At 65.9% G+C, this 25,048-nt stretch carries 28 protein-coding genes; 12 read left to right on the forward strand and 16 right to left on the reverse strand.

From position 1 onward, the window contains the following. Nucleotides 1-17: 17 nt before the first annotated feature. The 3 genes from BBTA_RS22195 (at nucleotide 18) to BBTA_RS22205 (ending at nucleotide 3,225) form a co-directional block, all read left to right on the forward strand. Nucleotides 18-1,343, forward strand: coding sequence for an LLM class flavin-dependent oxidoreductase (locus BBTA_RS22195; protein WP_012044749.1), 1,326 nt, complete (start codon nucleotides 18-20; stop codon nucleotides 1,341-1,343). Between the two features lie 118 nt (nucleotides 1,344-1,461). Then, nucleotides 1,462-1,629, forward strand: a complete 168-nt coding sequence (gene rpmG, locus BBTA_RS22200) for a 50S ribosomal protein L33 (protein WP_008960778.1) — start codon at nucleotides 1,462-1,464, stop codon at nucleotides 1,627-1,629. Nucleotides 1,630-1,872: 243 nt separating this feature from the next. Then, nucleotides 1,873-3,225 (forward strand): globin-coupled sensor protein, encoded by a 1,353-nt coding sequence (locus tag BBTA_RS22205; RefSeq protein WP_012044750.1) that lies wholly within the window; start codon nucleotides 1,873-1,875, stop codon nucleotides 3,223-3,225. 87 nt (nucleotides 3,226-3,312) lie between these two features. On the opposite strand, the gene BBTA_RS22210 is transcribed toward BBTA_RS22205, so the two are convergent. The 4 genes from BBTA_RS22210 to BBTA_RS22225 all read right to left on the reverse strand — a co-directional run bounded on the left by BBTA_RS22210 (nucleotide 3,313) and on the right by BBTA_RS22225 (nucleotide 5,978). Then, complete coding sequence (locus BBTA_RS22210) at nucleotides 3,313-3,543, reverse strand: hypothetical protein (protein ID WP_012044751.1); 231 nt, start codon at nucleotides 3,541-3,543, stop codon at nucleotides 3,313-3,315. A 208-nt stretch (nucleotides 3,544-3,751) separates the two neighbouring features. Next, complete coding sequence (locus BBTA_RS22215; protein WP_012044752.1) at nucleotides 3,752-4,462, reverse strand: aspartate/glutamate racemase family protein; 711 nt, start codon at nucleotides 4,460-4,462, stop codon at nucleotides 3,752-3,754. 188 nt (nucleotides 4,463-4,650) lie between these two features. Next, nucleotides 4,651-5,049 (reverse strand): DUF1127 domain-containing protein, encoded by a 399-nt coding sequence (locus tag BBTA_RS22220; protein WP_012044753.1) that lies wholly within the window; start codon nucleotides 5,047-5,049, stop codon nucleotides 4,651-4,653. A gap of 524 nt (nucleotides 5,050-5,573) precedes the next feature. After that, a complete protein-coding gene (locus BBTA_RS22225) occupies nucleotides 5,574-5,978 on the reverse strand; it encodes a DUF1127 domain-containing protein (protein WP_012044754.1) in 405 nt (134 codons plus the stop codon). Nucleotides 5,979-6,465: 487 nt separating this feature from the next. Between BBTA_RS22225 and BBTA_RS22230 the strand changes: the two genes are divergently transcribed. After that, on the forward strand, nucleotides 6,466-7,194 hold the full coding sequence (locus BBTA_RS22230; RefSeq protein ID WP_041750820.1) for a hypothetical protein: 729 nt from the start codon (nucleotides 6,466-6,468) through the stop codon (nucleotides 7,192-7,194). A gap of 15 nt (nucleotides 7,195-7,209) precedes the next feature. On the opposite strand, the gene BBTA_RS22235 is transcribed toward BBTA_RS22230, so the two are convergent. Both BBTA_RS22235 and BBTA_RS22240 read right to left on the reverse strand, forming a co-directional pair. Continuing rightward, nucleotides 7,210-8,628, reverse strand: a complete 1,419-nt coding sequence (locus BBTA_RS22235) for a PleD family two-component system response regulator (RefSeq protein WP_041750821.1) — start codon at nucleotides 8,626-8,628, stop codon at nucleotides 7,210-7,212. A 12-nt stretch (nucleotides 8,629-8,640) separates the two neighbouring features. Continuing rightward, nucleotides 8,641-9,006, reverse strand: coding sequence for a response regulator (locus BBTA_RS22240; protein ID WP_012044758.1), 366 nt, complete (start codon nucleotides 9,004-9,006; stop codon nucleotides 8,641-8,643). 217 nt (nucleotides 9,007-9,223) lie between these two features. On the opposite strand from BBTA_RS22240, the gene BBTA_RS22245 reads away from it, so the two are divergent. Together BBTA_RS22245 and BBTA_RS22250 are read left to right on the forward strand one after the other, a co-directional pair. Then, the gene (locus BBTA_RS22245; protein WP_012044759.1) at nucleotides 9,224-9,523 is read left to right on the forward strand and encodes a DUF3572 domain-containing protein; all 300 of its coding nucleotides are present in this window, start codon (nucleotides 9,224-9,226) and stop codon (nucleotides 9,521-9,523) included. Beyond that, entirely contained in the window at nucleotides 9,520-10,827 is a 1,308-nt protein-coding gene (locus BBTA_RS22250; RefSeq protein ID WP_012044760.1) for a DNA polymerase IV, read from the forward strand. Before BBTA_RS22245 ends, BBTA_RS22250 begins: the two co-directional genes overlap by 4 nt. 7 nt (nucleotides 10,828-10,834) lie before the next feature. Here the strand turns inward: BBTA_RS22250 and BBTA_RS22255 are convergent, their stop codons facing one another. After that, nucleotides 10,835-11,692: a cell envelope integrity EipB family protein gene (locus tag BBTA_RS22255; RefSeq protein WP_012044761.1), complete on the reverse strand. Its 858-nt coding sequence runs from the start codon at nucleotides 11,690-11,692 to the stop codon at nucleotides 10,835-10,837. Nucleotides 11,693-11,897: 205 nt separating this feature from the next. Here BBTA_RS22255 and BBTA_RS22260 point away from each other — a divergent pair, with 205 nt between their 5' ends. The 4 genes from BBTA_RS22260 (at nucleotide 11,898) to BBTA_RS22275 (ending at nucleotide 15,052) form a co-directional block, all read left to right on the forward strand. Then, a complete protein-coding gene (locus tag BBTA_RS22260) occupies nucleotides 11,898-12,365 on the forward strand; it encodes a RidA family protein (RefSeq protein ID WP_012044762.1) in 468 nt (155 codons plus the stop codon). Nucleotides 12,366-12,401: 36 nt separating this feature from the next. Further along, nucleotides 12,402-13,154: a glycerophosphodiester phosphodiesterase family protein gene (locus tag BBTA_RS22265; RefSeq protein WP_012044763.1), complete on the forward strand. Its 753-nt coding sequence runs from the start codon at nucleotides 12,402-12,404 to the stop codon at nucleotides 13,152-13,154. Between the two features lie 202 nt (nucleotides 13,155-13,356). Next, nucleotides 13,357-14,565, forward strand: coding sequence for a GNAT family N-acetyltransferase (locus tag BBTA_RS22270; protein WP_012044764.1), 1,209 nt, complete (start codon nucleotides 13,357-13,359; stop codon nucleotides 14,563-14,565). A 61-nt stretch (nucleotides 14,566-14,626) separates the two neighbouring features. Beyond that, complete coding sequence (locus tag BBTA_RS22275) at nucleotides 14,627-15,052, forward strand: HIT family protein (protein ID WP_012044765.1); 426 nt, start codon at nucleotides 14,627-14,629, stop codon at nucleotides 15,050-15,052. 12 nt (nucleotides 15,053-15,064) lie between these two features. On the opposite strand, the gene nadC is transcribed toward BBTA_RS22275, so the two are convergent. The 8 genes from nadC to BBTA_RS22315 all read right to left on the reverse strand — a co-directional run bounded on the left by nadC (nucleotide 15,065) and on the right by BBTA_RS22315 (nucleotide 22,266). Beyond that, nucleotides 15,065-15,913 carry a carboxylating nicotinate-nucleotide diphosphorylase gene (gene nadC, locus BBTA_RS22280; RefSeq protein ID WP_012044766.1) on the reverse strand — a complete coding sequence of 283 codons (849 nt, stop codon included), beginning with the start codon at nucleotides 15,911-15,913 and terminating at the stop codon, nucleotides 15,065-15,067. After that, a complete protein-coding gene (locus tag BBTA_RS22285) occupies nucleotides 15,910-17,463 on the reverse strand; it encodes an L-aspartate oxidase (protein WP_012044767.1) in 1,554 nt (517 codons plus the stop codon). The genes nadC and BBTA_RS22285 overlap by 4 nt, the downstream gene beginning before the upstream one ends. Continuing rightward, entirely contained in the window at nucleotides 17,460-18,446 is a 987-nt protein-coding gene (gene nadA, locus BBTA_RS22290; RefSeq protein ID WP_041750822.1) for a quinolinate synthase NadA, read from the reverse strand. Before nadA ends, BBTA_RS22285 begins: the two co-directional genes overlap by 4 nt. Nucleotides 18,447-18,500: 54 nt before the next feature. Beyond that, nucleotides 18,501-19,460, reverse strand: a complete 960-nt coding sequence (locus tag BBTA_RS22295; protein ID WP_012044769.1) for a membrane protein — start codon at nucleotides 19,458-19,460, stop codon at nucleotides 18,501-18,503. A gap of 10 nt (nucleotides 19,461-19,470) precedes the next feature. Continuing rightward, on the reverse strand, nucleotides 19,471-19,959 hold the full coding sequence (gene tsaA, locus BBTA_RS22300; protein ID WP_012044770.1) for a tRNA (N6-threonylcarbamoyladenosine(37)-N6)-methyltransferase TrmO: 489 nt from the start codon (nucleotides 19,957-19,959) through the stop codon (nucleotides 19,471-19,473). Between the two features lie 68 nt (nucleotides 19,960-20,027). Then, nucleotides 20,028-20,372 (reverse strand): AzlD domain-containing protein, encoded by a 345-nt coding sequence (locus BBTA_RS22305; protein WP_012044771.1) that lies wholly within the window; start codon nucleotides 20,370-20,372, stop codon nucleotides 20,028-20,030. Continuing rightward, nucleotides 20,369-21,115 (reverse strand): AzlC family ABC transporter permease, encoded by a 747-nt coding sequence (locus BBTA_RS22310; RefSeq protein ID WP_012044772.1) that lies wholly within the window; start codon nucleotides 21,113-21,115, stop codon nucleotides 20,369-20,371. Before BBTA_RS22310 ends, BBTA_RS22305 begins: the two co-directional genes overlap by 4 nt. A gap of 125 nt (nucleotides 21,116-21,240) precedes the next feature. Continuing rightward, entirely contained in the window at nucleotides 21,241-22,266 is a 1,026-nt protein-coding gene (locus BBTA_RS22315; RefSeq protein ID WP_041751554.1) for a transglycosylase SLT domain-containing protein, read from the reverse strand. 133 nt (nucleotides 22,267-22,399) lie between these two features. Here BBTA_RS22315 and BBTA_RS22320 point away from each other — a divergent pair, with 133 nt between their 5' ends. Continuing rightward, the gene (locus tag BBTA_RS22320) at nucleotides 22,400-23,326 is read left to right on the forward strand and encodes a glycine/sarcosine/betaine reductase selenoprotein B family protein (protein ID WP_012044774.1); all 927 of its coding nucleotides are present in this window, start codon (nucleotides 22,400-22,402) and stop codon (nucleotides 23,324-23,326) included. A gap of 124 nt (nucleotides 23,327-23,450) precedes the next feature. Then, entirely contained in the window at nucleotides 23,451-23,912 is a 462-nt protein-coding gene (locus tag BBTA_RS22325) for a PEGA domain-containing protein (RefSeq protein WP_012044775.1), read from the forward strand. 106 nt (nucleotides 23,913-24,018) lie between these two features. Here BBTA_RS22325 and BBTA_RS22330 read toward each other — a convergent pair whose 3' ends face one another. After that, nucleotides 24,019-25,041: a phenylacetaldoxime dehydratase family protein gene (locus BBTA_RS22330; RefSeq protein WP_012044776.1), complete on the reverse strand. Its 1,023-nt coding sequence runs from the start codon at nucleotides 25,039-25,041 to the stop codon at nucleotides 24,019-24,021. Nucleotides 25,042-25,048 lie beyond the last annotated feature (7 nt).

Genomic DNA, 25,048 nt, shown 5'->3' on the forward strand with positions numbered 1-25,048 from the left:
ATCGCGGACCCCACTCCATGGCCCCTCGTCAACTCAAGCTCGGCGCCTTCATGCGCCCGGTCTCGATCCATACCGGCGCCTGGCGCTATCCCGGCGCCTGGCCGGACGCCAATTTCAATTTCGCACATCTGAAGCAGCTGATCCGCAAGCTTGAGGCCGGCAAGTTCGACGCTTTCTTCATGGCCGATCATCTGGCCGTGCTGAACATGCCGATCAATGCGCTGAAGCGCAGCCACACCGTGACCTCGTTCGAGCCCTTCACGCTGCTCTCGGCATTGTCGGCGGTCACCGAGAACATCGGCCTGATCGCAACGGGGTCGACCACCTTCGACGAGCCCTATCATGTCGCCCGCCGCTTCGCCTCGCTCGACCACATCTCGGGCGGCCGTGCCGGCTGGAACATCGTGACGACGTCGAACCCGGACGCGGCGCTGAATTTCGGTCTCGACGACCACATGGAGCATGCCGAGCGCTACAAGCGCGCCCGCGAGTTCTACGATGTCGTCACCGGCCTGTGGGATTCGTTCGCCGACGATGCCTTCGTGCGTGATGTCGAGAGCGGGCTGTTCTTCGAACCCGAGAAGATGCACGTGCTCGACCACAAGGGCAAATATCTGAAAGTACGGGGACCGCTGAACATCGCCCGCCCCGTCCAGGGCTGGCCCGTCATCGTCCAGGCCGGCGCCTCGGAGGACGGCAAGCAGCTCGCGGCCGAGACGGCGGAAGCCGTCTTCACCGGCGGCGGCAGCCTGACCGACGGCAAGACACTCTATGCCGACATCAAGGGCCGAATGGAGAAGATCGGCCGCAACCCCGAACATCTGAAGATCCTGCCCGGCGCTTTCGTCGTGGTCGGCGACAGCGTCGAGGAAGCCAAGGAGAAGCGCGCGCTGCTCGACAGCAAGGTGCATTACGAGAGCGCCATCGCCTCGCTCTCGGTCATCCTGGGCACCGACGCCTCCGGTTTCGATCCCGACGGCCCGCTGCCGCCGATTCCCGAGACCAACGCCTCCAAGAGCGGCCGCCAGCGCCTGGTCGACGTCGCCGCCCGCGACAAGCTCACGGTCCGGCAGCTGGCGCAGCGGGTCGGCGGCTATGGCGGGCTGGCTTTCGTCGGCACCGCGACGACCATCGCCGACCAGATGCAGGAGTGGCTGGAAAGCCGCGGCTCCGACGGCTTCAATATCATGTTCCCGTTCCTCCCCGCAGGGCTCGACGACTTCGTCGACAAGGTGATTCCCGAGCTGCAGCGTCGCGGGATCTTCCGCAGGGAGTATGAGGGGCCGACCTTGCGCGACAATCTGGGCCTGCCACGGCCAAAAAACCGGTTCTTCGCGTCCTGAGGGGACAGATTCTGGCCCGGCAACCTTGACTTTGGGGGCTGGCTGGGTAGGTTGCCCGCCAACGGCGCCCCCCTCTTTGGCCGGTGCCCACCCCCATTCGTTTCCAGAGGTTCAAGACATGGCCAAAGCGGTCACCATCAAGGTCAAGCTCGTGTCGTCGGCCGACACCGGCTTCTATTACGTTGCCAAGAAGAACTCGCGCACCATGACCGAAAAGATGGTCAAGAAGAAGTATGACCCGGTCGCGCGCAAGCATGTCGAATTCCGCGAAGCCAAGATCAAGTAAGATCGCGGTCAGCTGCGACTTCAACGGGGCCGTTTCGGCCCCGTTTTTTATTGCCTGCCTTCCATTGTCTGCATTTTACTGTCTGCCGCGCCCTCACCGGTTGTAACGGGCCGAGGCTGCAACGGTATTATTTTGGTGATTGGGCCGGGGATTTCGGTTCCGTTGCAAGGAACCATCAACCAAACACATGCAGATTGGCGGGCTGAGCCCCTCCCCGTCGCTCCCTCGCCCGGCAGATCTCGCATGACCGCTTCCCAGAGCCTGCAATCCCGTCTCGATTTCCTCGGCATCGACCAGGCGACCCGAGAGGCGCTGCGCGAGCTGCGGCCGCTGATCGGCAAGGTGCTGCCCGGCCTGCTCGACCAGTTCTACGCCCATGTCGGCAGGTTTCCGCATCTGGCCACCATGTTCTCGAGCCCGGCCGCGGTGCGCCATGCGAAGCAGGCCCAGCACGACCACTGGATGTCACTGGCGACCGCCGCGTTCGACGACGCCTATGTGAAATCGGTGACGCGCATCGGCGAGGCCCACCACCGGATGGGGCTCGAGCCGCGCTGGTACATCGCGGGCTACTCGCTGATCGTCACCGGCCTTCAGAAGGCGATCGAGACCGAATTGTCGGACGGCTGGTTCGGTGGCCTGGCGGCGCGCGAGAAGCGAGCCGCGATGCAGGCCGCCATCACCCGCGCGGCCATGCTCGACATGGATCTGGCGATCTCGGTGTATCTCGACGCGGCCAAGAAGGAGCAACACCTGGCGATGCGCCGCATGGCCGACGAATTCGAAGCCACGGTCGGCCAGATCATCAACCGGGTCCATGCCGATGCGCAAACGCTGGAGGTCTCGGCCAACACGCTGACCAGGACCGCCGAGCAGAACCAGCAGCTGTCGACCAGCGCTGCGGCGGCCTCGACCCAGGTCTCGTCCAACGTTCAGTCGGTCGCCTCCGCCGCCGAGCAGATGGCGTCCTCCGTTAACGAGATCGGCCGCCAGGTCACGGCATCGACCACCATCGCCAAGGAAGCCGTGCGCCAGATCGAGCAGACCGATGTCGGCATCAGCGAGCTCTCCCGCACCGCCGAGCGCATCGGCGACGTGCTGAAGCTCATCACCTCGATCGCAGCCCAGACCAACCTGCTGGCGCTCAACGCGACGATCGAGGCGGCGCGGGCCGGCGACGCCGGCCGCGGCTTCGCCGTGGTCGCCTCCGAGGTCAAGGCGCTGGCATCGCAGACCGCCAAGGCCACCGAGGAGATCGGCCAGCAGATCGAAGGCATCCAGAGCGCGACGCAATCCTCCGTCGCCTCGATCAAGCAGATCGGCGGCACCATCCAGCAGATCTCGGAGATCGCCGCCGGCATCGCTGCCGCAGTCGAGCAGCAAGGCGCGGCGACCGGGCAGATCTCGCGCAACGTCCAGGAGGTTGCCGGCGGCACCGCGCGCGTCGCCAGCAATATCGGCGACGTCAGCAAGGGCGCCAACGCCACCGGGACCGCGTCCTCGCAGGTGCTCGCCTCCGCGCACTCGCTGTCGCGCGAGAGCGATCATCTCAAGGACGAGCTGGAGAAATTCCTGCGCAAGGTCCGCGCGGCATAGACCGCGTGTCATCAGCGTCGCACCGCGCGCAGGACGGGCGCTGCGGCTCACGCGACAAGATCTGCTCTGCTCCGTCGGCGGGGCGCGCTACATTCCATGGCTTTGGAACACGGCCGAGCAACGCTTGCTCAGCTTCTGCCGGTTCTGGGTCAGGCAATTCTGGACCGCGAAATCGTCGCCGAGCTGACTGCGGCAGAAGCGCTTGGCATCGGGCGCGCAGGCCTTTTGCTCCTGCGGCGTTCCCATATGGCCCTGGGCCTGGGCAAAGGACGGCAGAACAACCAGCGACAGCGCGACAGCAAACATCAGCTTCTTCATCTCGGGGCTCCTCCTTGGGCCGGGACAAACGTCTGCAGCGCCGAGCGGTTCCGGTGATGCTCCGCCGTATCATCGAGATCGATTCAGCGGCCGGCCCGCCTGTCTGAGCTCGCGGCTGAGCGGGGCCAGGCCGTGTCGGACCTGAAGCGCGTCAGGGCATGTCTCGATCAGCCCATGGTCGCGAGGCGCATTTGACCGCCACAATCCATCACGGATGCGATGATTGCGATCCCGTGACGGCCCGTGCCAACGCTGCGCGCGCGAGCAGCCGGGTCGAGTCCAAGGTCGGCAAGGGCGAGTTGGTGTCGTCGATGATCAGCGGAATCTCGGTGCAACCGAGCGCAACCGCGTCGCAGCCTTTCGCTTGAAGCCGCGCGATGATCGCCTGAAACGCGGCGATGGATGACGGCGCGAAGCGGCCGTAGACGAGCTCATCCATGATGATGCGGTTCGCGGTGATGCGATCGTCCTCGTCCGGTCGCGAAAACCTCAAGCCGCGCGCAGCAAGGCTGTCGGGATAGACATTGCTGTCGACGAGCCATTTCGTGCCGGTGATGCCGACCTGCTTGTAACCTCGCCTCGCGGCCTCCCGGGCGACCTCGTCCGCGATGTGCAGCCATGGCAGAGGTGAGCGCGGCAGCACGAGCGGCAGCGCCTGATGAATCGTATTGTCCGGGCAGATGAGAAAATCCGCGCCGGCCGCCGCGAGCTTGCGCGCCGAGACCAGCATCAGCTCGGCAACGCCCGCGAGGTCGCCGCGGTCGAGGCAGAGCACGTAGTCCGCCAGCGACGGCGTGTGCATCGACACCTCGGGATGGGCGTGCGGGCCGAGGATGTCGGCGCCCTCCTTGCAGATCGTGCGATAGCACAGCGCCGCCCCCTCGGCCGAGCAGCCGACAATGCCGATATGTTGCGTCATCCGTCATAGCCTCCTTACGCTTCCTCGCGGCTGATGGTCGAGAAACGCACCATCTCCACTCCATCATTGCCTCGCAACGGCCCGCCAGCCAAATACACGGTGCCTCGGGACATGTTGCGGCATCGCCAGGGCAGATCAAGCCGATCCACCCTGTCGACGACCCGCGCGGCCGGCGCCGGCGCGCGCAGCTACATCACGCCGCGCGATATCATCAGACGCGCCGTGCTGTCCTTGAGTTTCTCCAGCGCGCGGTGCGCGGCGATGTGCTCGATATCGCCGCGGTTCAGCCCGATATCGATGAGCTGCGCCTCGCTCAGGTCGCGCAGATGCAGTCGCATCATCCGGCGTCGGCGGCTCTCCCGAAACGCGATCCATTGGCGCGCGAGCCAACCGAAAAAGCCCGGCACGGCCACGCCCGGCGGCCCGGCCGCGTCCTTCTCCGACGCTGCCCCGCGCTGCGCAGCGATCGGCGCATCGGGACGCGGCGCATGCAGAACGCCGCGCCCGGCCTTCGCCGCAGCGCTGGGACGATCGAGCCCACGACGTGTGGCGTCGTGCGCGATCTTGAGGTGGGTCTGAGGTGGCATCGGTCGCTCCTGCTGTGTGTTGCCGACAGGGAGCGTGACCAAACAAAAGGCCCCGTCCGATGCCGGCGGGGCCTGGTGGAATGATCGTGTCGTCGAAAACCTAGCGCACGACTCCTCCCACGGCCCGGCTGCAGCGGGTCGTATGTTTACGGTTGGAGCGGCGCACGACGTTGATCATGATTTGCAATTAGCACGGACATCGCGCGAAATCAAGGCATGTAGTTCGTGCGCGCGCCGATGAGCACATCGGCTGATGTTTCGAACGCTGCCGACGTCTGCGCACAACCGGCTTCGACACAGCCACGTGCACAAGGGACGCGCTGCTCCTTCGCCGTCATTGCGCATGCAGCGAAGCCGTCCAGAGCCGCACGCGACCCTGGATTGCCTCGCTGACGCTCGCGACGGCCTCGTGCCGACCATCGCGCGCAAATGGCAGACATTCTCTGCTGCGGGGGCGGATGAGCGCGAGCAGCATCCGTCCCCCTCAGATCGTCCGTCCTGCGATCGTGGCGCGCCGGTCCGAACTACATCACGCTCCGGCACGGCCAGGGATTCATCGCGTCGTTGCGTCGCGTCTCGAACGCCCGGAAGGCGACGATGTGATCGATGTCGCCGGGCGTCAGCCCGATATCCTTCAGCTCCCGTTCGCTCAGGCCGCACAGGCTCGCGCGCAACCGCTCGCGGCGGCGGCAGTCTTGGAACGCGCGCCAGCCTCCTGCGAGCAGGCGGAGCAGGCTCTGGAGCGGCGTGCCCGGTGGCCCGGCGCCGCTGTTCTCCGACGCGGCCTCGTTCGGCGCGGCGGTGGAGGCATCGCCGGACGCCGACGTCACCGCGATGCCCATCGCGGTTTGCGACGGCGGGATGTTGAGGCCGAGCCGCGCAGTATCACGCACGCTCTCGGCGGTGGGGTCGATCGGATAAGGTGGCATTGGCTGCTCCTGCTGTTGTGCCGACAGCGAGCGTGGCCAAATGAAAAGGCCCCGTCCGATGCCGGCGGGGCCTGGTGGACAGAGCGCGTCGTTGACGTCCTAGCGCACCAATCCTCCCACGGCCCAGCCGAAGCGGGTCATGTGGTCGAGGTTGATCATGTGCACCGAGTTGCTCATGGCATGTCGATACCACGAGGAACAACCTACATCAAGCGATATGTTGCAGGTATGCACCCTGAAGGCGAGTTGGTCTGAGCTAATAACAACCGTCGGTATGACGACCGAACGCGGCGTCAGCTGTGTCGACCGGGGATCTGATGGACTCTCGTTCATTCTGAGCCGACATCGAAACAATGGGGACCTCATTTCATTTGATCAAGGGCGGATCGCACCGTCCGCGATCGTGCAATATGCGTTGTGATCCAATGGGTATGCCTCGGACGTGAAAGCGATGCGTGATCGAATAGCCGATCCCTATGATGCGCAGATGCGGACCTATCGCGAGCATCCTCGCAGCTTGAACCGTCGCCTCGTGGAGGACTACGTCCGAGATCACAGCGAGTACGTTGAACTGGCCATCGAGGCGTTGGCTCAAGCGGCACCGGTCACGCTTGCCCTCGTACAGTTCCACAAGGCCATTCGCAGATCGCCCGCGCGCAATTTCTGGCCCTTCATCCGCAAGACAAAGGGCGTGCTGTTCGTCCGGTCAGCCGACACAGGCCGGGACAGCCCGTGGCCGTGGCAGCGAACCAAGACCGGCAATATGCGTTACGCGCTGCCTGGCGTTCTGCTGTTTTCGCCATGGCTTCCGAACGTTCGTCGCGATGTGCGAAACCGCACGATCGAGCTTCAGCGCACGCGCGCACATATCCGGTCAATGGCTGGCCAAGATGACGTTTGGTCCCAGAACCTTCACTGGTTCATTTTCTACGGGACGCGACGAGCCCGGTGGCTTCTTGAGGAGGTCAAGGTGCTCCAGGGGATTGCCGGGCCAGAGAGCATCGCGGCGCTGGACCGGTGGTCCGACGATCCGCTGCGGGGCTCGAACATCACATTACGAATTTCGCGAAACACCCTCGTCTATCGCGACGGGCCAGAGCATTGCGAGATCGACATCTCTGCCGCACTCACCAAGCCCCTTAGCATCCCCTCTACGCCCGACCGGGATTTGAAGCTGCACTTGGTCAGGGCTGGACGACAATCGTATTCTCCGTAGCCGCCGCCCTGCCCCTCAGCGGCCGCGGCCGGCGGCCTGCGGCAGGAATTGCGGCTGATGCACCGGGGCGATGGCCACCGCGCGGTTGCGGCCGTCGTTCTTGGCGCGGTAGAGCGCGGTGTCGGCGCGCTTCATCACGTCGGCGATCGGCTCGCCCTTCTGCTCCAGGGTGGAGATGCCGATCGATGTCGTAACCTCGATGCGCTTCTCGCCCTTGTGCACAGCGAATGGCTCGTTGGCGACAGAACGGCGCAGCCGCTCGGCGACCATGCCGGCGACGTGGAGGTCGGTCTCGGGCATCACGATCACGAACTCCTCGCCGCCATAGCGGCAGGCGAGATCGATGCCGCGGATCGATTTGCGCACGCGCATCGCGAACTCGCGCAGCACGTCATCGCCGGCATCATGGCCGTAGGTGTCGTTGATGGCCTTGAAGTAGTCGATGTCGAGCATCATCAGCGCCAGCGGCTTGCCGCGGCTCGCCGCCTGGTCCGCCAGCGTCGCCAGATGGGTCTCCATGTAGCGGCGGTTGTGCAGCCCGGTCAGCGCATCGGTGATCGCCATTTCGATCGAATTCTGCACATTGTCGCGCAGATGATCCGTGTAACGGCGCTTGCGGATCTGGGTGCGCGCGCGTGCCATCAGTTCGTTCTTGTCGACCGGCCGCAGCAGATAGTCGTTGACGCCGATCTCGAGACCGCGCAGCAGGCGCGTGTTGTTCTCGGCCTCGGCAATGGCCAGGATCGGCACGTGCCGGGTGCGCTCCAGCGAGCGCAGCTGGCTGCACAGCCTCAGCCCGTCGAAATCGTCGAGGTCGAGCGAGACGATGACGAGGTCGTAATTGCCTTCGGCGGCGTTGAACACGGCCTCGGACGGATTGGGCTCGACATCGACGGAATGCTCGGCCGCCAGCATCGGCCCGAGCCGCTCATAGGATGACGGCCGGTCGTCGACCAGCAGAATGCGCCCGCCCTTGCCGGTGTCGGCCACCGCGTTGCGCTCCGGCGCCTGCACGCCGATCTCGAGCGAGGTCAGCGCCCGCATCCGCAGCTCGTCGGTCATCATCTTGAGCCGCGTCAGCGAGCGCACGCGCGCGATCAGCACGACATCGGACACCGGCTTGGTCAGGAAATCATCGGCGCCCGCCTCCAACCCGCGGACGCGGTCGGACGGGCTGTCGAGCGCCGTCACCATCACCACCGGAATGAAATGCGTGGCCGGATTCGACTTCAGCCGGCGGCAGACCTCGAAGCCGTCCATGTCCGGCATCATGACGTCGAGCAGGATGATGTCGCATTCGGCGCGCTGGCAGATCTGCAGCGCTTCGGCGCCATTGGAGGCGGTCAGCACGTCGAAATACTCGGCCGACAGCCGCGCCTCCAACAGCTTCACGTTGGCCGGGACGTCGTCGACCACAAGAATGCGCGCGGACACTGCAGGAACTCCCTAGCCGATAAAGCGTCGTACCGTTTCAATGAATTTTCCGACCGAGATCGGTTTGGAAAGATAGGCTTCGCAGCCACCCTCGCGGATGCGCTCCTCGTCGCCCTTCATGGCAAAAGCCGTGACCGCCACCACCGGGATGGCGCGCAGATCGGGATCATCCTTGATCCAGCGCGTCACCTCCAGGCCGGAGACCTGGGGCAATTGGATGTCCATCAGGATCAGATCGGGACGGGTCCGGCGCACGATGTCGAGCGCCTCCACGCCGCTGGAGGTCCCGGATGTCTGGTATCCGTGGGCCTCCAACAGATCGCGGAAGAGCTTCATGTTGAGCTCGTTGTCCTCCACGATCAGGACGGTCTTGCCCATCCGCCCCTCCGAATCACTGACACCGGCATGCCCTCCGGCGGACACCTGTCCACCGCTACTCATCTAATTCAAACTAGCCCCAGATTCGTTCTAAGCCGTTAAGTCGGTATTCGATCTTTCCCCGAGATGGTTTCCACTTGCTTGAACCCATTCCGAAGACTCGGGCATGATGGGCCCAAAGTAGAGACGACAAGTTAACGGAAAGGCAAATGCTCCGTTGAAAAAGCCAGTTCGAAATCCGCGCGAAGTCGCTGAAATCGTTGCAGTTCAGGCGCTGTCTTTCCTGGCCGGGGATCCCGAACGGATCGGCCGGTTCCTGGCCGAGACCGGGATTGGGCCGGAGACGCTGCGATCCTCGGCGGCCGACCCGAACTTCCTGGCCAGCGTGCTCGATTTCGTGCTGCGCGATGATGAGACGGTAAAGGCTTTTGCCGCCAGCTCCAAGTTACATCCGACCAATATCATGGCAGCAAGGCAGGTATTGGGCGACCGGCCGTGGGAGCGCGACGTGCCGTGACGGCGGCTGCGCCAGAGGGAGCGTCGCGCGGGGGCAGCCGTCCGACCTGCTTCTGCCGCGACTGTCTGACGGACCTGGACTTCGGCACGCGCCGCTGCGCCGCCTGCGGTTCGCCGCGCCTGGTCCGTCACCACGCTTTGCCGGCGCTGACATTGGCGCATATCGACTGTGACGCGTTCTACGCCACGGTCGAGAAGCGCGACAATCCCGCCGTCGCCGACCGCCCGGTGATCATCGGTGGCGGCAAGCGTGGGGTGGTGTCGGCAGCCTGCTACATCGCCCGCACCTATGGCGTGCGCTCGGCGATGCCGATGTTCAAGGCGCTGGAGCTGTGCCCCGCGGCGGCCGTTATTCCCCCGGACATGGCGAAATATGTCCGCGTCGGTCGCGAGGTCCGGCAGGCGATGCAGGCGCTGACGCCGCTGGTCGAGCCGCTGTCGATCGACGAAGCCTTCCTGGACCTCGCCGGCACCGAGCGGGTCCACGGCATGATCCCGGCCAAGGTGCTGGCGCGGTTCGCCCGCGAGGTCGAGCAGACGATCGGCATCACGGTCTCGGTCGGACTGTCCTGCAACAAGTTCCTGGCCAAGATCGCCTCCGACCTCGACAAGCCCCGCGGCTTCGCCGCGCTGGACCAGGAGCAGGCCTGTCAGATGCTGGCTGACAAGCCGGTCGGCTTCATCTTCGGCGTCGGGCCCGCGACCCAGCAACGCCTCGCGCAACACGGTTTTCGCAGCATCGCCGAGCTGCAGCGGGCCGACGAGATCGAGCTGATGAAGCAGTTCGGCGGCGAGGGCCGCAGGCTGTGGCGGCTGGCGCGCGGCATCGACGATCGCAAGGTGGTGGCCGATCGCGGTGCCAAGACGATCTCGAGCGAAACCACCTTCGAGACCGACATTCGCGATTATGCAACGCTCGAAAAACTGCTGTGGCGGCTGTCGGAGAAGGTGTCGGCACGCCTGAAGGCGAGCCAGCTCGCCGGCGCGACCATCACGCTAAAGCTGAAAACCGCAGACTTCCGCCAGCGCACCCGCTCACAGTCGATCGCGGCCCCCACGCAGCTTGCCGGCAAGATCTTTGCCGTGTGCAAGGAGATGCTGGCGCGCGAGACCGACGGCACGGCGTTCCGGCTGATGGGCGCCGGCGTGAGCGCGCTGCGTCCAGGCTCCGAGGCCTCGGACACCGACATGCTGGACCGTCGCTCCGCCTCGGCCGAGCGCGCGATGGACGCGCTGCGTAAGAAATTCGGCCAGGCCGCGATCATTCGCGGCATCGCCTATGGCGGCCCTGAAACAGCGGACTAAGGCCCCGTCAGTTGCTGCAAGGCTTGGTGTCCTTGCTGTCCTTGACGTCGAACTTGCCGAGCGCGCCGGCGATGACGAAATCATTGTAGTCGAGCACCAGCGATCGCGAGACGCCGTTCTCGTACAGTTCGAACGACATCGCATAGACCGGCGTCTGCTCCCCCTCGGTCCGCTTGGCGTCGCGGTCGTAATAGCTGACAGTGACCGGCCAGCGCGTCATCGTCTTCAGCTCGTCGCTGGCCGTGGAGGCATCCGGCTTGGCCGCCGCCTTGTCGGCCGCCACCGGCGCGCCGATCACGGTCAGCGTGTTGTAGACCTTCTCGCCATTATCGGAGCCGTCATAGACCGACAATTCGAGCAGCGACTTGCCTTCGCGGGCCGCGGCGATGATGCGCTTGATCTGCTCGGTGGGGAACACGGTGGCGCCGTCGAGCGTGAAGGTCTTCGCTTCGGGCAGCTTGAGCTTGACGGTGATATGGTCACCAGTGCGCTCGGCGATGCCGTCGACCGGGCTGGACGGCTGGTCGTTCATGCGAGAGTCGATCTTGAAGCGATAGCTCTTGCCGGCGCCATCCTCCCACGCGGTGGAGCGCAGGTCGCTCAGCGTCACCTTGCCTTCGCCGAGATCGAGCTCGGAGACCTGGCGGAAGTCCGACGTGTAGCCGTTACAGGCATTGCCCGTAAAATTGTAGAGGATGCGGCCGCGGGCACTGTTGACCGGGCTCGATCCCCGCGACTTGACGAGGCTCAGCTCGTAGAGGGCCTGATGCGGCAGGAACGGCACTCCCGCCCCGGCCTGCGCCGGGCCGAAAGTGATCGCTGCAACAGCCAGCGCTCCCAGCGACAGTCGAAACGAATGAGCCATGCGTTATCCTCGCGGGATGTCTCGTTGAAGCGTCACATTAAAGACCGCTGCATTACGTCGCAACTGCGGCTGGCTCACGGAAACGTGCGATCAGGGCGCCGCTTCCGCGCCTGTGGGCGCGGCTTGCATGTCCATGGCAACTGCGCCAAACAGGGCCGCGGTCCGGTACGTGATCGGCATCCAGGCGACAGAACGGGGATTTGATATGGCGGGTACGGTTGAACAGAATCTGGCGGCTCAGGGCATCACCTTGCCGGCGCCGAAGGCACCGGTGGCCAATTACGTCCCGTTCGTGCGCACCGGCAACCTGCTGTTTGTGTCCGGGCAGGTCTGCCTCGGCACCGACGGCAAGCTGATCGCGGCCGGCAAGCTTGGCGGCAATCTGTCGATCGAGGAAGGCTACGCGGCGGCCAAGGGCTGCGGCATCAACCTGCTGGCGCAGGTCAAGGCGGCGGTCGGCGACCTCGACAAGGTCGTCCGCGTGGTGCGTCTCGGCGGCTTCGTCAATTCGGCACCGGACTTCGTCGACGGGCCGAAGGTCCTCAACGGCGCCTCGGACCTGATGGTCGCCGTGTTCGGCGACAAGGGCCGGCACGCCCGCACCACGGTCGGCGTATCGTCACTGCCGTCGGACGCGGCCGTCGAAGTCGAAGGCGTGTTCGAGATCGAATAAGCAAGGCATTGAACAAGCAAGGCATGGACGGGGCGAATGCGCGCACCTGACTGGCTGACGGCCCGCCCCGTCGCCCATCGCGGTCTGCACGATGCGAGCCGCGGCATCATCGAGAACATGCCGGCCGCCGCGCGCGGAGCGGTCGCCGGCCGGTTCGCGATCGAATGCGACATCCAGCTGTCCGCCGACGGCGAGGCGATGGTGCATCATGATTATGAGCTCGGGCGCCTGACCGAGGGCTCCGGGCTCCTGATCGAGAAGACCGCGTCAGAACTCAAGGCCGTCACATTCAAGCAGACCGACGAGCGGATGATGACGCTGGGCGAGCTCTGCGATCTCGTCGCCGGCCGCGTGCCGCTGGTGGTCGAGGTCAAGAGCACGTTTCAGGGCGACCGCCGGCTGGTCCGGCGCATGGCCGACGTGCTCGCCTCTTACGGCGGCCCGGTCGTGGGCATGTCGTTCGATCCCGACCAGGTGCTGGCATTGCGGGAGATCATGCCGAACCTGACGCGCGGCATCGTCGCACAGCGCACCTATGACGACGGCTATTGGGCCAAGCTGACCCAGGCGCAGCGCGACAGCATGCTGCATCTCAAGCATGGCTTGAGCACCCAGCCGCACTTTGTCGCCTATTGGGTGCAACAGCTGCCCGCCGCCCCACCCTGGATCGCGCGGAACCTGTTCGGCTGCCCGCTTTTGACCTGGACGGTGCGCACGCCGGAGCAGCGCGCGACCGCGGCCCGCTATGCGGATCAGATGATCTTCGAGGGCTTTACGCCGGAGAGCTGACGCCGGCCTTGAACTCGCTGCTGCGATGCACGATCTTGAAGGGATGGCAATCCGGGCGTCTCGGCTGAGCGTTCCCTGGAACATGATGCGTTTCAACAGGAGTGCATCATGAACTTATCTCTTTGTTCGAGCATGATCTTTTCGGGAAGCCGTTTTCCGCTTTTTCAGATCATGCCCTCGTCGGCGCTGTTTCAAGGGTTCTATGACCTCACCTGAGATTACGCTCGAAGCCGTCCCCGGGATCAGCGAGATCCCGTCCGCCTCCTGGGATGCCTGCGCCAATCCCGATGGCCGCGTGCCGCCCGGCTCATCTCCTCCCTGCGGCCGCGCCTATAATCCGTTTGTCTCGCACGCGTTTTTCTCGGCGCTGGAGGCCTCCGGCTCAGCCACCTTGCGCACCGGCTGGGCGCCGCGCCATCTGGTCGCGAAACGAGGCGACGAGATCCTCGGCGTCGTACCCTGCTATCTGAAGTCCCACTCGCAAGGCGAATACGTGTTCGACCGCGGCTGGGCCGACGCCTATGAGCGCGCCGGCGGGCGTTATTATCCCAAGCTGCAAGTCTCGGTTCCGTTCACGCCGGCCACCGGACCGCGGCTCCTGATCCGCGCCGATCAGGATCGCGATGTGATCGGCAACGCCCTCACCCAGGGGCTCAAGGCGCTGTGCGGGATCAGCGAAGCCTCCTCGGTCCACGTCACCTTCGCCCAGAAGCCGGAATGGGACCTGCTCGCGGCACAGGGGTTCCTGCAGCGCACCGACCAGCAGTTCCACTGGCACAACCAGGGTTTTTCAACCTTCGACGACTTCCTGGCGACCTTGAACTCGCGCCATCGCAAGGCGATGAAGCGGGAGCGGCGCGACGCCCTCGCGGCCGGCATCACGATCCACTGGCTGACCGGCAAGGACATCACCGAGGACGCCTGGGACGCCTTCTTCGAGTTCTACATGGAGACCGGCTCGCGCAAATGGGGCCGCCCCTATCTGACCCGCAAATTCTTCGCGCTGATCGGCGAGAGCATGGCCGACGACGTGCTGCTGGTGATGGCCAAGCGCGAGGGCCGCTGGATCGCCGGCGCCATCAACTTCATCGGCTCAGACACGCTGTTCGGCCGCAATTGGGGCGCCATCGAGCATCACCCGTTCCTGCATTTCGAAGTCTGCTACTATCAGGCGATCGATTTCGCCATTGCGCACAAGCTGAGAGTTGTCGAGGCCGGCGCCCAGGGCGAGCACAAGATCGCGCGCGGCTATCTTCCGCAGACCACGTACTCGGCGCACTACATTGCCGATCGCGGCCTGCGCCGCGCCGTCGACGACTATCTCAAGCGCGAGCGCGCTTATGTCGAAGAGGTCGGCCGCGAACTCGCCGAATCCGCGCCGTTTCGCAAGGGGGCCGACGAGCCGTCTTGACCCGCGGCACGCGCCGGTGAAAGTAAGGCGCGACATCCGAGGAACTGCCGAGGGACTGCCCATGACCGCCTACGATCCCAACAACCCGTTCGCGAAGATCCTGCGCGGCGAATTCCCCTGCACCAAGGTCTATGAGAACGACCATGTGCTGGCGTTCCTCGACATCATGCCGCGCGTGCCCGGCCATACGCTGGTGATCCCGAAGGCTCCGGCGCGCAACATCCTCGACATCAGCGAGGAGGATTATCTCCATGTCGGCCGCGCCGTGCGCACCATCGCCCGCGCCGCCAAGACGGCGTTCGCCGCCGACGGCATCACCGTGCAGCAGTTCAACGAACATGCCGGCGGACAGATGGTGTTTCACCTGCATGTCCACATCATGCCGCGCCACAATGGCGATTCCCTGCTCCCGCCGGCGAGCCGCAAGGAAGACCCGAAGGTACTGGAAGAGAACGCCGCGAAGCTGATCGCGGCGCTCAAGGGCTGATCACCTCGCGTTTCACCTCTCGTCGAGCCCGATATCGAGCGCGGCCGCCGAATGCGTGATCCAGCCGACGGAGATCAGGTCGACACCGGCCGCGGCGATGGCGGCGGCCGTCTCCACGGTGATGCGGCCTGAGGCCTCGGTGATGGCCCTGCCGCCGGTCATGGCGACGGCGCGCGCCAGCTCTGGCGACGTCATATTGTCGAGCAGCACCGCGTCGACGCCGAGCGCCAGCGCCTCCTCGAGCTGCGCCAGGGTATCGACCTCCACCTCGATCTTGACGAGGTGGCCGGCATGGGCTCTGGCGCTGGTGATCGCAGGCTTGATGCCGCCGGCGATCGCGATGTGATTGTCCTTGATCAGCACCGCATCATCGAGCCCGAAGCGGTGATTGCCGCCGCCGCCGGCGCGCACCGCATATTTCTCCAGCGCGCGCAGCCCCGGCGTGGTCTTGCGCGTGCAGACGATCTGCGCCCGCGTGCCCTTCACGGCCGCGACCAGAGAGGCCGTCGCGCTGGCAACGCCGCTGAGATGGCAGAGGAAGTTGAGCGCGACGCGCTCGCCGGTCAGCAGCGCGCGCGCAGGCCCGCTGATCGTCGCGATCACATCGCCGGGCTCGACGGCGCCGCCGTCGCCGCGGATGATCTCCATGCGGACCTCAGGCGAGAGCGTCTGGAAGGCGCAACGCGCGACGTCAAGGCCGGCGATCACGCCAGGCTGGCGTGCCCTCAGCTGCAGCGAGGCGCGCCGTTCGGCCGGAACGATCGCATCCGTGGTGATGTCCCCGGCACGGCCGAGATCCTCGGCCAGGGCCATGCGCACCAGCGGCTCGAACAACAAGGTCGGGAGCGGATTGAGGGTCATGGCAGAGCACTCCTGAAAGATGGCAGCTCGGTCTCGACGACATGGCGTGCGGCGGCGATCGCCTGGGACAAGCTGAAGCGCGACGGCAGCGCGACCGGCAGCGTGTCCGGACAATCGCTGCGGAAATGCGCTCCTCGGCTCTCCTCCCGGGCAAGCGCTGCGACCGACATCATCAGGCCGACCAGGGCCGGATCGGCCGCCGCGCCAGCCGTTTCGGCCAGCGGCAGCAGGCCGCGAATGGCCGACGCGATCGCGCTGCGATCCCTGAGCACGCCGAGCCCGTGCGACAGCAGCGGCCGCACGGCGGCCGGATCGGACGCCGGCGGCGTCGCGGCGATGTCGCGCGGCACGGCCCTGCCCTGCACCGTGCCGGCCACGTCCTCGGCCACCGATTGCGCGCAGACGATAGCCTCCATCAGCGAATTGCTAGCGAGCCGGTTGGCGCCGTGCAGGCCGGTGCGGCTGACCTCGCCGCAGGCCCAAAGCCCCTCGACGGTGCTGCGTCCCATCGCGTCAACGGCAATGCCGCCCATGTGATAGTGCACGGCCGGCCGCACCGGGATCGGATCCTCGGCCGGATCGATGCCGGCCATGCGGCAGAACGCGCTGATCACCGGATAGCGCGCGGCGAAATCCTTACCCGGCTTGGCGCGGGCATCCAGGAACACGCGATGGCCTTGTGCGCGCTGACGCCACACGGCCCGGGCCACGATGTCGCGCGGCGCAAGCTCGGCGCCCGGTTCGTCCGCCATGAACCGCGCCCCGGTCTCATCGATCAGGATGGCGCCATCCCCCCGAATTGCTTCGGTGAGAAGCGGCAGCGGCCGCGACGGACCGTCGAACGCGGTCGGATGAAACTGCACGAATTCGAGATCGGACAGCACGGCCCCTGCCCGCGCCGCAAGCGCCAAGCCCTGGCCGAAGCAACCCGCCGGATTGGTGCTGTCGAGAAACAGCCCGCCGATGCCGCCGGTGGCGATCACGACCCGCCGCGTCGCAAGCACCAGCGGTTCGTCGCCGCGCACCGCGACCACGCCGTGGATCGCCTGATCTTCGACGATCAAGCGGCGCGCCTCGATGCCCTCCAGCAGCGTCACCGAGGGGCAGCGCCTGACCGCGGCGATCAGCGCGCGCATGATTTCGCGCCCGGTGCCGTCGCCGGTCGCGTGCACGATGCGATTGCGGCCGTGCGCAGCCTCGAGACCGAGGCGCCAGCGCCCGTCCGTCGCCCGGTCGAACGTGACGCCGAGCCGGGCGAGGCGCTCGACCGCGGCCGGTGCGGCCCGCACGATCCGCTGCGCGGCAACGGCGTCGCATAGGCCGGCGCCGGCCGCGAGGGTGTCCGCCAGATGCAGCGCCGGATCATCATCCGCACCGACGGCAGCAGCCAGCCCACCCTGGGCCCACATGCTGGAGGCCTCGGCGCCGAGCGGCGACTTCGACAGCAGCACGACGGGTTCAGGCGCAAGCTGCAAGGCGGTCATCAGCCCGGCCGCGCCGCCGCCGATGATCACGGGACGGCCGACAAGTTCAGACAGATTGCTGCTCATAGCGCCAGCATCCTTTCAACCGAGCGCCGCGCGCGATCGGCCAGCGCCGGATCGATCGTGACCTCGTGCGTGGTGGTTTCGAGCGCATGGCGGATGTTCTTGAGCGTGATCCGCTTCATGTGCGGGCACAGATTGCACGGCCGCACGAACTCGATATCCGGATACATCACCGCGACATTGTCGCTCATCGAGCACTCCGTCAGCAGCACCACCCGCGACGGCCGCTTGGCGCCGACATAGTCGGACATCGCTGCCGTGGAGCCGGCGAAATCGGCCTCTGCCACCACCTCGGGCGGGCATTCGGGATGGGCGAGCACGGCGACGCCGGGATGATTGTCACGCAGGGTCCGGACGTCGTCGGCGCTGAAGCGCTCATGCACTTCGCAGTGGCCCTTCCACGCCGTGATCCGGACCTTGGTCTGGGTGGCGACATTGCGGGCCAGATATTCGTCCGGCAGCATGATGACGTGTTCGGCGCCGAGCGACTCCACGACGGCGCGTGCATTGCCCGATGTGCAGCAGACGTCGGCCTCTGCTTTCACCGCGACCGACGTGTTCACATAGGCGACCACCGGCACGCCGGGATGGCGGGCGCGCATCAGCCGGACATCGGCGGCGGTGATCGAATCCGCGAGCGAGCAGCCCGCCTGCAGATCCGGGATCAGCACCGTCTTGCCGGGATTGAGCAGCTTGGCGGTCTCGGCCATGAAGTGGACGCCCGCCAGAACGATCACGTCGGCATCGACCTTGGTGGCCTCGCGCGCGAGCAGAAGGCTGTCGCCGACGATATCAGCGACGCCGTGAAAGATCTCCGGCGTCTGATAATTGTGCGCGAGAACCACCGCATGGCGCTGGCGCTTGAGCGCCAGAATGGCCGCGATGTCCTCCTCGAAGACCGCCCATTCGGGCGGCGGGATCACCCCCCTTAGACGGTCAGGCAGCGGTGAATTTGACCCGTTCGCGGGAAACGATAGCTCGGCCATTTATACTCTCCGTGAGCATAAGATGGCTTATACTTATCCTGAGCATAAGTCCTGTCAAGAGCGGGACAGCGGAAGCTTGGTTCCGACCACGGCGCGCTCGGCCAGCACGCCCTTGCGGAAGCGAAACAGCTTGGCCGGGCGGCCGATCGTGTCGGGGGCCATCGTGCCAGTTTCCTCGACGAGCTCCTGCTGCTCGATGAGGCGGCGGAAGTTCTGCTTATGCACCAGCCGGCCGGCCAGCGCCTCGACCGACCGCTGGAGCTCCAGCAGTGTGAATTGCTCGGGCATCAGTTCGAACACGACGGGGCGATATTTGATCTTGGCCCGCAGCCGGGCGATTCCGGTGGCGAGGATGCGCCGATGGTCCGCCACCATCGCGCGGCCGGGCAATGTCGGCTCGCTGCCGCCCTTGTCGCGCACGCTTTCAGGGAGCAGTGCCACCTCGTACAGGAGCTCGTAGCGCTGCAAAGCCAGTTCCTCGTTCCACTCACGGCCGTCGAGACCGAACGAGATGGCGGCGCGACGCCACCGCGCTTTCTGCAGCGCCGGATCCTCGGCGGCTCTCGCCCAGTCCTTCAGCCGCGGCATGATGATCTTCGCCAACATGTCCGGCGAACCGTCGCGATGATCCTCCCAGGGGAAGTAGTCGTACCAGGACGACCATTGTGCATCCGTGCCCTCGCGGCCGCCCTCCTCGCGGGTCAGCCCGAGATAGCTGATCGAGATGCGGTGCGGCGCGTCGGGATCACCGGTGCGGCCACGATCGGCGAAGGTGTAGAGCTGCTCGACATAGCCGAGCGGATGACCGGTCTGCGCTTCGACCCAGGCCCGCAGGCCCATCTGCAACGAGCGGTGCGCGAACTGGAACGGGCCGCTCGGCAATGCCTGCGCGTGATCGATTGTCATGATCTTGGGATACCCGTCGGTCACCGCCACCAGCACGGCGACGAGATCGGCGGTGATCGCATCCAGGGGCGTTGCGGTCTGTTGCGGCCGCTCATTCACATCGGACATCGCGTCTTTCTTATTTTCCGTCATCGTGGTCAGACGCCGCCTCGGGCGTGAACACGCAGCGATCCGGCTTCAAATCGATCAGCGGCGTCTGGTCGAGACAATCCAGACCACGCACCAGCACCGTGCTGCCCTCCAGCGCGACGAAACGCACCGTGGAGACGCCAATCGGATTGGGCCGCACCGGCGAGCGCAATGCGAACGTACCGCGGGTCTCGCCGTCATGGTGGCGCGGACTCTGGCGGACCAGATCGCGGCGCGCCTGGTTGAGCCAGTACAGCACCTGCAGATGGCTGAAGCCCTCGATCCCCTGCAGCGCCGCCACCCAGGGCTCGAAGATCTCGAGCCGGCACACCGGTCCTTCCAGACTGCCCTGCCGCGGCGTCTCCAGCCGCGAGGTCCAGGGCGTGCGGATGCGGCCAATGAAATACAACGACGCGTCAAGGGGCAGCGGCGCATCCACCGCGACTTCACCCGAACGGAGATCGGTATCAGTGCTCATCTCGGATCCCTTGGTTGTGAGCCATCTATTATCCCAACCTTGGCCCACCGCAATTGCTGTGGCGCAAGTCAACCGAGCCACCATTTGCCGGCCAGCATGACCATTTCGCCGCAGACAACGCCAGCGAAGATGGAACGGCGCGAGGCCAGGAAGGCGGCAAGGCCGGCGACGACGGCCCCGTAGCGCAGGCCCCAGGTCACGCTGGCCAGCGCGCCCGGCGGCTGCACCAGGATCTGGGCAATGACGCCGGCCAGGATCGCGGTCGCCACCGCCTTCACCCACATCAGCAGATCCGAGCCTTCGTCGAGTCCGCTGCCGAACCACAGCCCGAGCAGGCGCCAGATCTGGTTCGGGATGACGCCCGCAACAAGCAGCACAAACAAAGCATGCCAATCGCCGATGAAATCGCTCATGCCGCCTCCCGCCGCTCGCGCCATTTGTGGGCGCCGAAGGCGATCGTTCCGGCGACGACCCCGCTGATCAGGATATCCACGCCGCTGTTGAGCTGGGCGGCCACGGGATAGAGCACGAGGCCGAGGCCCAGCGCGAGCACATCGGCGAGCTCCCTGGCGTTGCGCAGGGTCGAGAACAAGAAGGCCAGCGGGGTCAGCAACAGCACGGCGGCGCCAAAGGTCTGCGACAGGTTGGCGGCCAGGAGGTAACCGATGATGGTCGCGACCAGCGCGACCGCCATCAATCCCGAGCCGAGCCCGTGGACAAAGGCGATGCGTCGCTCGCGCGGCACATGCGGCAGGAAGCGATAGCATTCGACCCACAAGGTCACCGCGGTGAGATGCGCGATCAGCACCAGATGCCGGCGCTTGGTGTTGGGCCCGCGGATCAGCGGCAGCACCGCCACCACCATCGGAAACAGCCGGATCGCGCTCATGGTGACGGCAATGGCCGATTGCAGGATGGTCTGGCCCGAGCCCAGCGTCGAGACCAGGATGATCTGCGCCGGTCCGGCCCAGACCAGCACGGTGCTGAGGATCGCCCACAGCATGCTGAAGTGGGTGTCGTGGGCGAGCGCGCCGATGCCGATGAAGGTGACGAACAGCACGACCGACAGGATCGTCGCGGATGTCGCGCGCAGGCCGAAAGCGAACGCCTTGAGCGAGCCGTCCCATTGTGGCGAATCGAGCGGAGGAAGTGTCACGACGCGGGCGGCCCAGCAGAATGAAGCCGCGATAAGGCTGGCTTAGGCCGCTCACGTCAACCGCCAGCACGCGCGCGCGGGTCTGCGTCCGACGCAGCCATCCCTGCCCGTGGAGCCGCAGAGCGCTATCCAGAGCGATTGCGCAGCACGAAGCAGGCGCCCCCGGCCTCGCGGATCCGGCTGCAGAGCGCGTCGGCCTCGGACCGTGTCTCGGCGCCGATCCGCACCTGGTAGAAGGCGCAGTTGCCGCGCGAGCGCATCACCGACGACAGCAGGCTCGGATCGCGGTCGCCGATGATGGGGCCGAGCCCCTTGATCGCCCGCGAATACATCGCCAGCGCCTTGTTGCGGTCGAAGCCCGCGGCCAGCTGGACGCCCCACGGCTTGGCGGCCGACAGCGCCACGTGGTGCTCGAGCTCGGACACAAACGGATTCGGCGCGCGCTTCAACATCGCCATCAGCTGATGACACGAGGTCGGCGGCGGGCTCGGCGGCGTCTTGCCGCCCTTGCCGGCGGCCGCCCACTCATCGATCGTCGCCCCCGTGATCGCCGAAACATAGTTGCGGGTCTCCCAGGGCATTTGTCCCTTGCCCGCGAGCCAGTCCTGTACCCTGCGCGGCCCCGCATTATAGGCCGCCGCCGCCAGCCCGAGATTGCCGAACTGATCGCGCAGCTCGGCCAGGAATTGCGCCGACTTCGGCAACGCCTGAACCGGATCGAAGGGATCGAGCAGCTCGCGCTCGTTCGCCGTACCCGGCATGAACTGCGCGATGCCCTGCGCACGCTGGCCGTTGCGCGTCGCCGGCCCGACCACGTCGCTCTGGAAGCGGCTCTCCTGCCAGATCACGCGGGCAAAGAATTCGAGCGGCAGGTCGTTGGCCTTGGCTGCGGATTCGATCATCAGGCAGATCGCTTCGCGGGTGCCGCTCTCCTTCGGCTCCTCGGTCTTGTTCTCCGAGCCCTCTGCGGCAGCGTCTGCCGGCTTCGCAGCCTCCTGCGGCGAGTTCTGCTGCGCGCCGTCCTTGCGATCAGCCGGCGCGGCAACGTCACGGGTCGAAGCATGCTCAGCCGCCATGCCGGACAACGTCATGGTCAGCATCAGGGCAAGGCCGAGACAGGCAATGCGAGCAACGGAAACCATGGAAAGCATCGTCAGCGTGGTGCAATGGAGGGCATTCTGCCGACAGACAAAGCCCAAGACCATGCGGGGTTCCACCGCGCGGCGCCTTGACACAGCGGATGAGCCGGCTAGCAATCGTCCAGTCCTGCAGGGAGCGCGACGGATGACCGCACCGACCGACGACAGACTCGGCTTCGCGCCCGACAGCGAGGCACCATTGTCCTACATGGCGCGCACCCGCGACTACTATCTCGCGATCGGCTACGACACGCCCTATCGCTGGGCCCACTACACGTCGGCGCCGTTCCAGCCCTTGCGCAAGCCGCTGACGCAGTCGCGCGTCACCATCGTCACGACGGCTGCACCTTTCGATCCCGCCAAAGGCGATCAAGGTCCCGGAGCGCCTTATAACGGAAGCGCAAAGTTCTATTCGGTGTATGACGGCGACACGTCGGCGCAACACGATCTGCGCATCTCGCACATCGCCTATGACCGCACGCACACATCGGCCGAGGATTCCGGCACCTGGTTTCCGCTTCCGCAGCTCATCAGGCTGGCGCGCGAGGGCCGCATCGGCGCGGTCGGGCCACGCTTCTTCGGCGCGCCGACCAATCGCAGCCAGCGTGTGACGATCGAGACCGACGCGCCGGAGATTCTGGCGCGCTGCCGCGACGACGCCATCGATGCCGTCGTGCTGGTGCCGAACTGTCCGGTGTGCCACCAGACGGTGAGCCTCGTGGCACGGCATCTCGAAGCCAACGGCATTGCCACCGTCGTGATGGGATGTGCCAAGGACATTGTCGAGCACGCGGCCGCGCCGCGTTTCCTGTTTTCTGATTTTCCGCTCGGCAACGCCGCCGGCAAACCGCACGATCCGTCGTCCCAGGCTTTCACGCTCGATCTCGCCCTGCGCGTTCTCGAGAGTTCACCAGCCGCACGCACGACCGTGCAGTCGCCGTTGCAGTGGAGCGAGGATCACAGCTGGAAGCAGGACTACAGCAATCCCGCTTTGCTCCCGCCTGACGAGCTCGCGCGCCGGCGCGCCGAGTTCGATGCGCAAAAGGCGATTGCGCGCGGCCTGCGCGAATAGCAGGTGTGAAAGACACACCGGACCGAAACTCGGCCGCATATCTCTTCGGAAAAGGCTGATCAGGCTTGCCCTCCCGCCACAGTTGCGCTTGAGTTCCCCCGGGTTCCAAGGGGGATAGTACCAAATGAGAGTTGTAGCGGTGGCGGTGCTGTGCGCCGTAGTAGGTGGTTGCGCGTCCGTGACGCGGGGGACAACCGAAACGATCAGCGTGGCGTCAACCCCGTCGGGAGCCGAAGCAACCATCGCGGGTCTCGAAGCGCCGATGACCTGCACGACTCCCTGCTCGTTCGTCGCCAAGCGTAACGCGGATATCTCCGTCACCGTCGAGAAGCCGGGCTATGAAAGCCAGACCATTCCGCTGACCAAGGACATCCCAGCGACCGGCGCGGCCGGTTTCGCCGGCAACATCATCGCCGGCGGCCTGATCGGCATGGGCGTCGACGCAGCGACCGGCGCCGCGACCGACCATAAGCCCAATCCGGTCATCGTCACCCTGCAGCCGCGCATGGCGGCACCGGCCGGCCGAGCGCAGCGTCCGCCGCGCCGTTCGGCGCCGCCCCCGGCACAGCCGGAAGCCGGGACCTGACGATCAGAGCCCTGTGCTTTGCGGCGGCCGGCGCGTCTCCAGTGAAATCGGCGCCGGTCGGTCCCGTCGTAGTCGATCGCGCCTGCTCGCGGATCTGCCGACGCTCTCAGCCGGCGGCAGCGAGCATGCCCGTCTTGGCGTGACAGCCACGATATTCGAAGAACTGTTCGTCTGCGGCCGCCACCGTGACCTCGTGATAGAGCCGAAGTCTGGCGGCGGGGCCGAGCGAGGAGAGATATTTCATCGCCGCACCGAAGATCCTGACATGGGTCGGATGCGACTCGGCCCAGCGCTCCAGCGCGGACAGGCTCTGCCACCAGCTCTGGCCGTAGGATTTTTCCGTCAGGGCCCCGTCCGCGCCTCGCAACCGCATATAGCGATTGGCATAGCAGCCGATCGACAGTCCTTGATCGCGCAGGAAATCCATCCCCTCGCGCAGCACCGGCTCGACATCGTCGAGATACATCCGGCGCTCTGCCGCATCCGTATCGCTCCAGTCCTGGCCGGAGCGGATCATGCACAAATTATCCTGCGCAATCACACGCAGGCGCGGCCCGTCTTGCACAAGGGTCGGCTTGCCGAGCGATCTCATCTCGCTGGTCTGCGACAGCGGGATTCGATCGCGCATGCCGCCCCAATAAGCGTGCTCCAAGACCTCGCCGCTCATGCCCTCGGCGATCACCGCGATCCCCTCCGGACGCCCCAGCGACGAGAACAACGTCTCGTAACGCTCGACCGCCGGGCGCAGCACCTCGATGAAGCGGCCGCCCCCCTCCGCGCCGGGCCCGGTCCACGCCGCACGCGCCGGCTCGAACCAGCTGTCGAAGCGCACGACATCGTCCCAATAGGCGACGAAGACGTCGTTCGCAAATCCGGCCTGGTCGACATAATGGGCGAGGTCCCAATGCGAGGGGCCGTCGGCGCGCGACACCAGCACCATGAAGTCGGCTGTCGAGGCCGCGGCCGGCGTCTCGGCGCGGTATTGCACGCCGAAATAGGCCATGACCACCCGGCTGACGTCCGCCCCATGACGCGCGACGAACGACGGATAAGGCGGCTTGTAGTCGTCATCGACGCGGCGATGCCGGCAGCGCGTGGTGATCAGATGCGGGGGAATGGCTGATTCCATGGCGCCG

Origin of the sequence: Bradyrhizobium sp. BTAi1 (genome assembly GCF_000015165.1) — a bacterium.
Lineage (GTDB): Bacteria > Pseudomonadota > Alphaproteobacteria > Rhizobiales > Xanthobacteraceae > Bradyrhizobium > Bradyrhizobium denitrificans.

Coding starts and splice junctions, on each gene's coding strand:
- BBTA_RS22195 (WP_012044749.1), top strand. CDS start 18: ATGGCCCCTCGTCAACTCAAGCTCGGCGCCTTCATGCGCCCGGTCTCG.
- rpmG (WP_008960778.1), top strand. CDS start 1,462: ATGGCCAAAGCGGTCACCATCAAGGTCAAGCTCGTGTCGTCGGCCGAC.
- BBTA_RS22205 (WP_012044750.1), top strand. CDS start 1,873: ATGACCGCTTCCCAGAGCCTGCAATCCCGTCTCGATTTCCTCGGCATC.
- BBTA_RS22210 (WP_012044751.1), bottom strand. CDS start 3,543: ATGAAGAAGCTGATGTTTGCTGTCGCGCTGTCGCTGGTTGTTCTGCCG.
- BBTA_RS22215 (WP_012044752.1), bottom strand. CDS start 4,462: ATGACGCAACATATCGGCATTGTCGGCTGCTCGGCCGAGGGGGCGGCG.
- BBTA_RS22220 (WP_012044753.1), bottom strand. CDS start 5,049: ATGCCACCTCAGACCCACCTCAAGATCGCGCACGACGCCACACGTCGT.
- BBTA_RS22225 (WP_012044754.1), bottom strand. CDS start 5,978: ATGCCACCTTATCCGATCGACCCCACCGCCGAGAGCGTGCGTGATACT.
- BBTA_RS22230 (WP_041750820.1), top strand. CDS start 6,466: ATGCGGACCTATCGCGAGCATCCTCGCAGCTTGAACCGTCGCCTCGTG.
- BBTA_RS22240 (WP_012044758.1), bottom strand. CDS start 9,006: ATGGGCAAGACCGTCCTGATCGTGGAGGACAACGAGCTCAACATGAAG.
- BBTA_RS22255 (WP_012044761.1), bottom strand. CDS start 11,692: ATGGCTCATTCGTTTCGACTGTCGCTGGGAGCGCTGGCTGTTGCAGCG.
- BBTA_RS22260 (WP_012044762.1), top strand. CDS start 11,898: ATGGCGGGTACGGTTGAACAGAATCTGGCGGCTCAGGGCATCACCTTG.
- BBTA_RS22265 (WP_012044763.1), top strand. CDS start 12,402: ATGCGCGCACCTGACTGGCTGACGGCCCGCCCCGTCGCCCATCGCGGT.
- BBTA_RS22270 (WP_012044764.1), top strand. CDS start 13,357: ATGACCTCACCTGAGATTACGCTCGAAGCCGTCCCCGGGATCAGCGAG.
- BBTA_RS22275 (WP_012044765.1), top strand. CDS start 14,627: ATGACCGCCTACGATCCCAACAACCCGTTCGCGAAGATCCTGCGCGGC.
- nadC (WP_012044766.1), bottom strand. CDS start 15,913: ATGACCCTCAATCCGCTCCCGACCTTGTTGTTCGAGCCGCTGGTGCGC.
- BBTA_RS22285 (WP_012044767.1), bottom strand. CDS start 17,463: ATGAGCAGCAATCTGTCTGAACTTGTCGGCCGTCCCGTGATCATCGGC.
- nadA (WP_041750822.1), bottom strand. CDS start 18,446: ATGGCCGAGCTATCGTTTCCCGCGAACGGGTCAAATTCACCGCTGCCT.
- BBTA_RS22295 (WP_012044769.1), bottom strand. CDS start 19,460: ATGTCCGATGTGAATGAGCGGCCGCAACAGACCGCAACGCCCCTGGAT.
- tsaA (WP_012044770.1), bottom strand. CDS start 19,959: ATGAGCACTGATACCGATCTCCGTTCGGGTGAAGTCGCGGTGGATGCG.
- BBTA_RS22305 (WP_012044771.1), bottom strand. CDS start 20,372: ATGAGCGATTTCATCGGCGATTGGCATGCTTTGTTTGTGCTGCTTGTT.
- BBTA_RS22315 (WP_041751554.1), bottom strand. CDS start 22,266: ATGCTTTCCATGGTTTCCGTTGCTCGCATTGCCTGTCTCGGCCTTGCC.
- BBTA_RS22320 (WP_012044774.1), top strand. CDS start 22,400: ATGACCGCACCGACCGACGACAGACTCGGCTTCGCGCCCGACAGCGAG.
- BBTA_RS22325 (WP_012044775.1), top strand. CDS start 23,451: ATGAGAGTTGTAGCGGTGGCGGTGCTGTGCGCCGTAGTAGGTGGTTGC.
- BBTA_RS22330 (WP_012044776.1), bottom strand. CDS start 25,041: ATGGAATCAGCCATTCCCCCGCATCTGATCACCACGCGCTGCCGGCAT.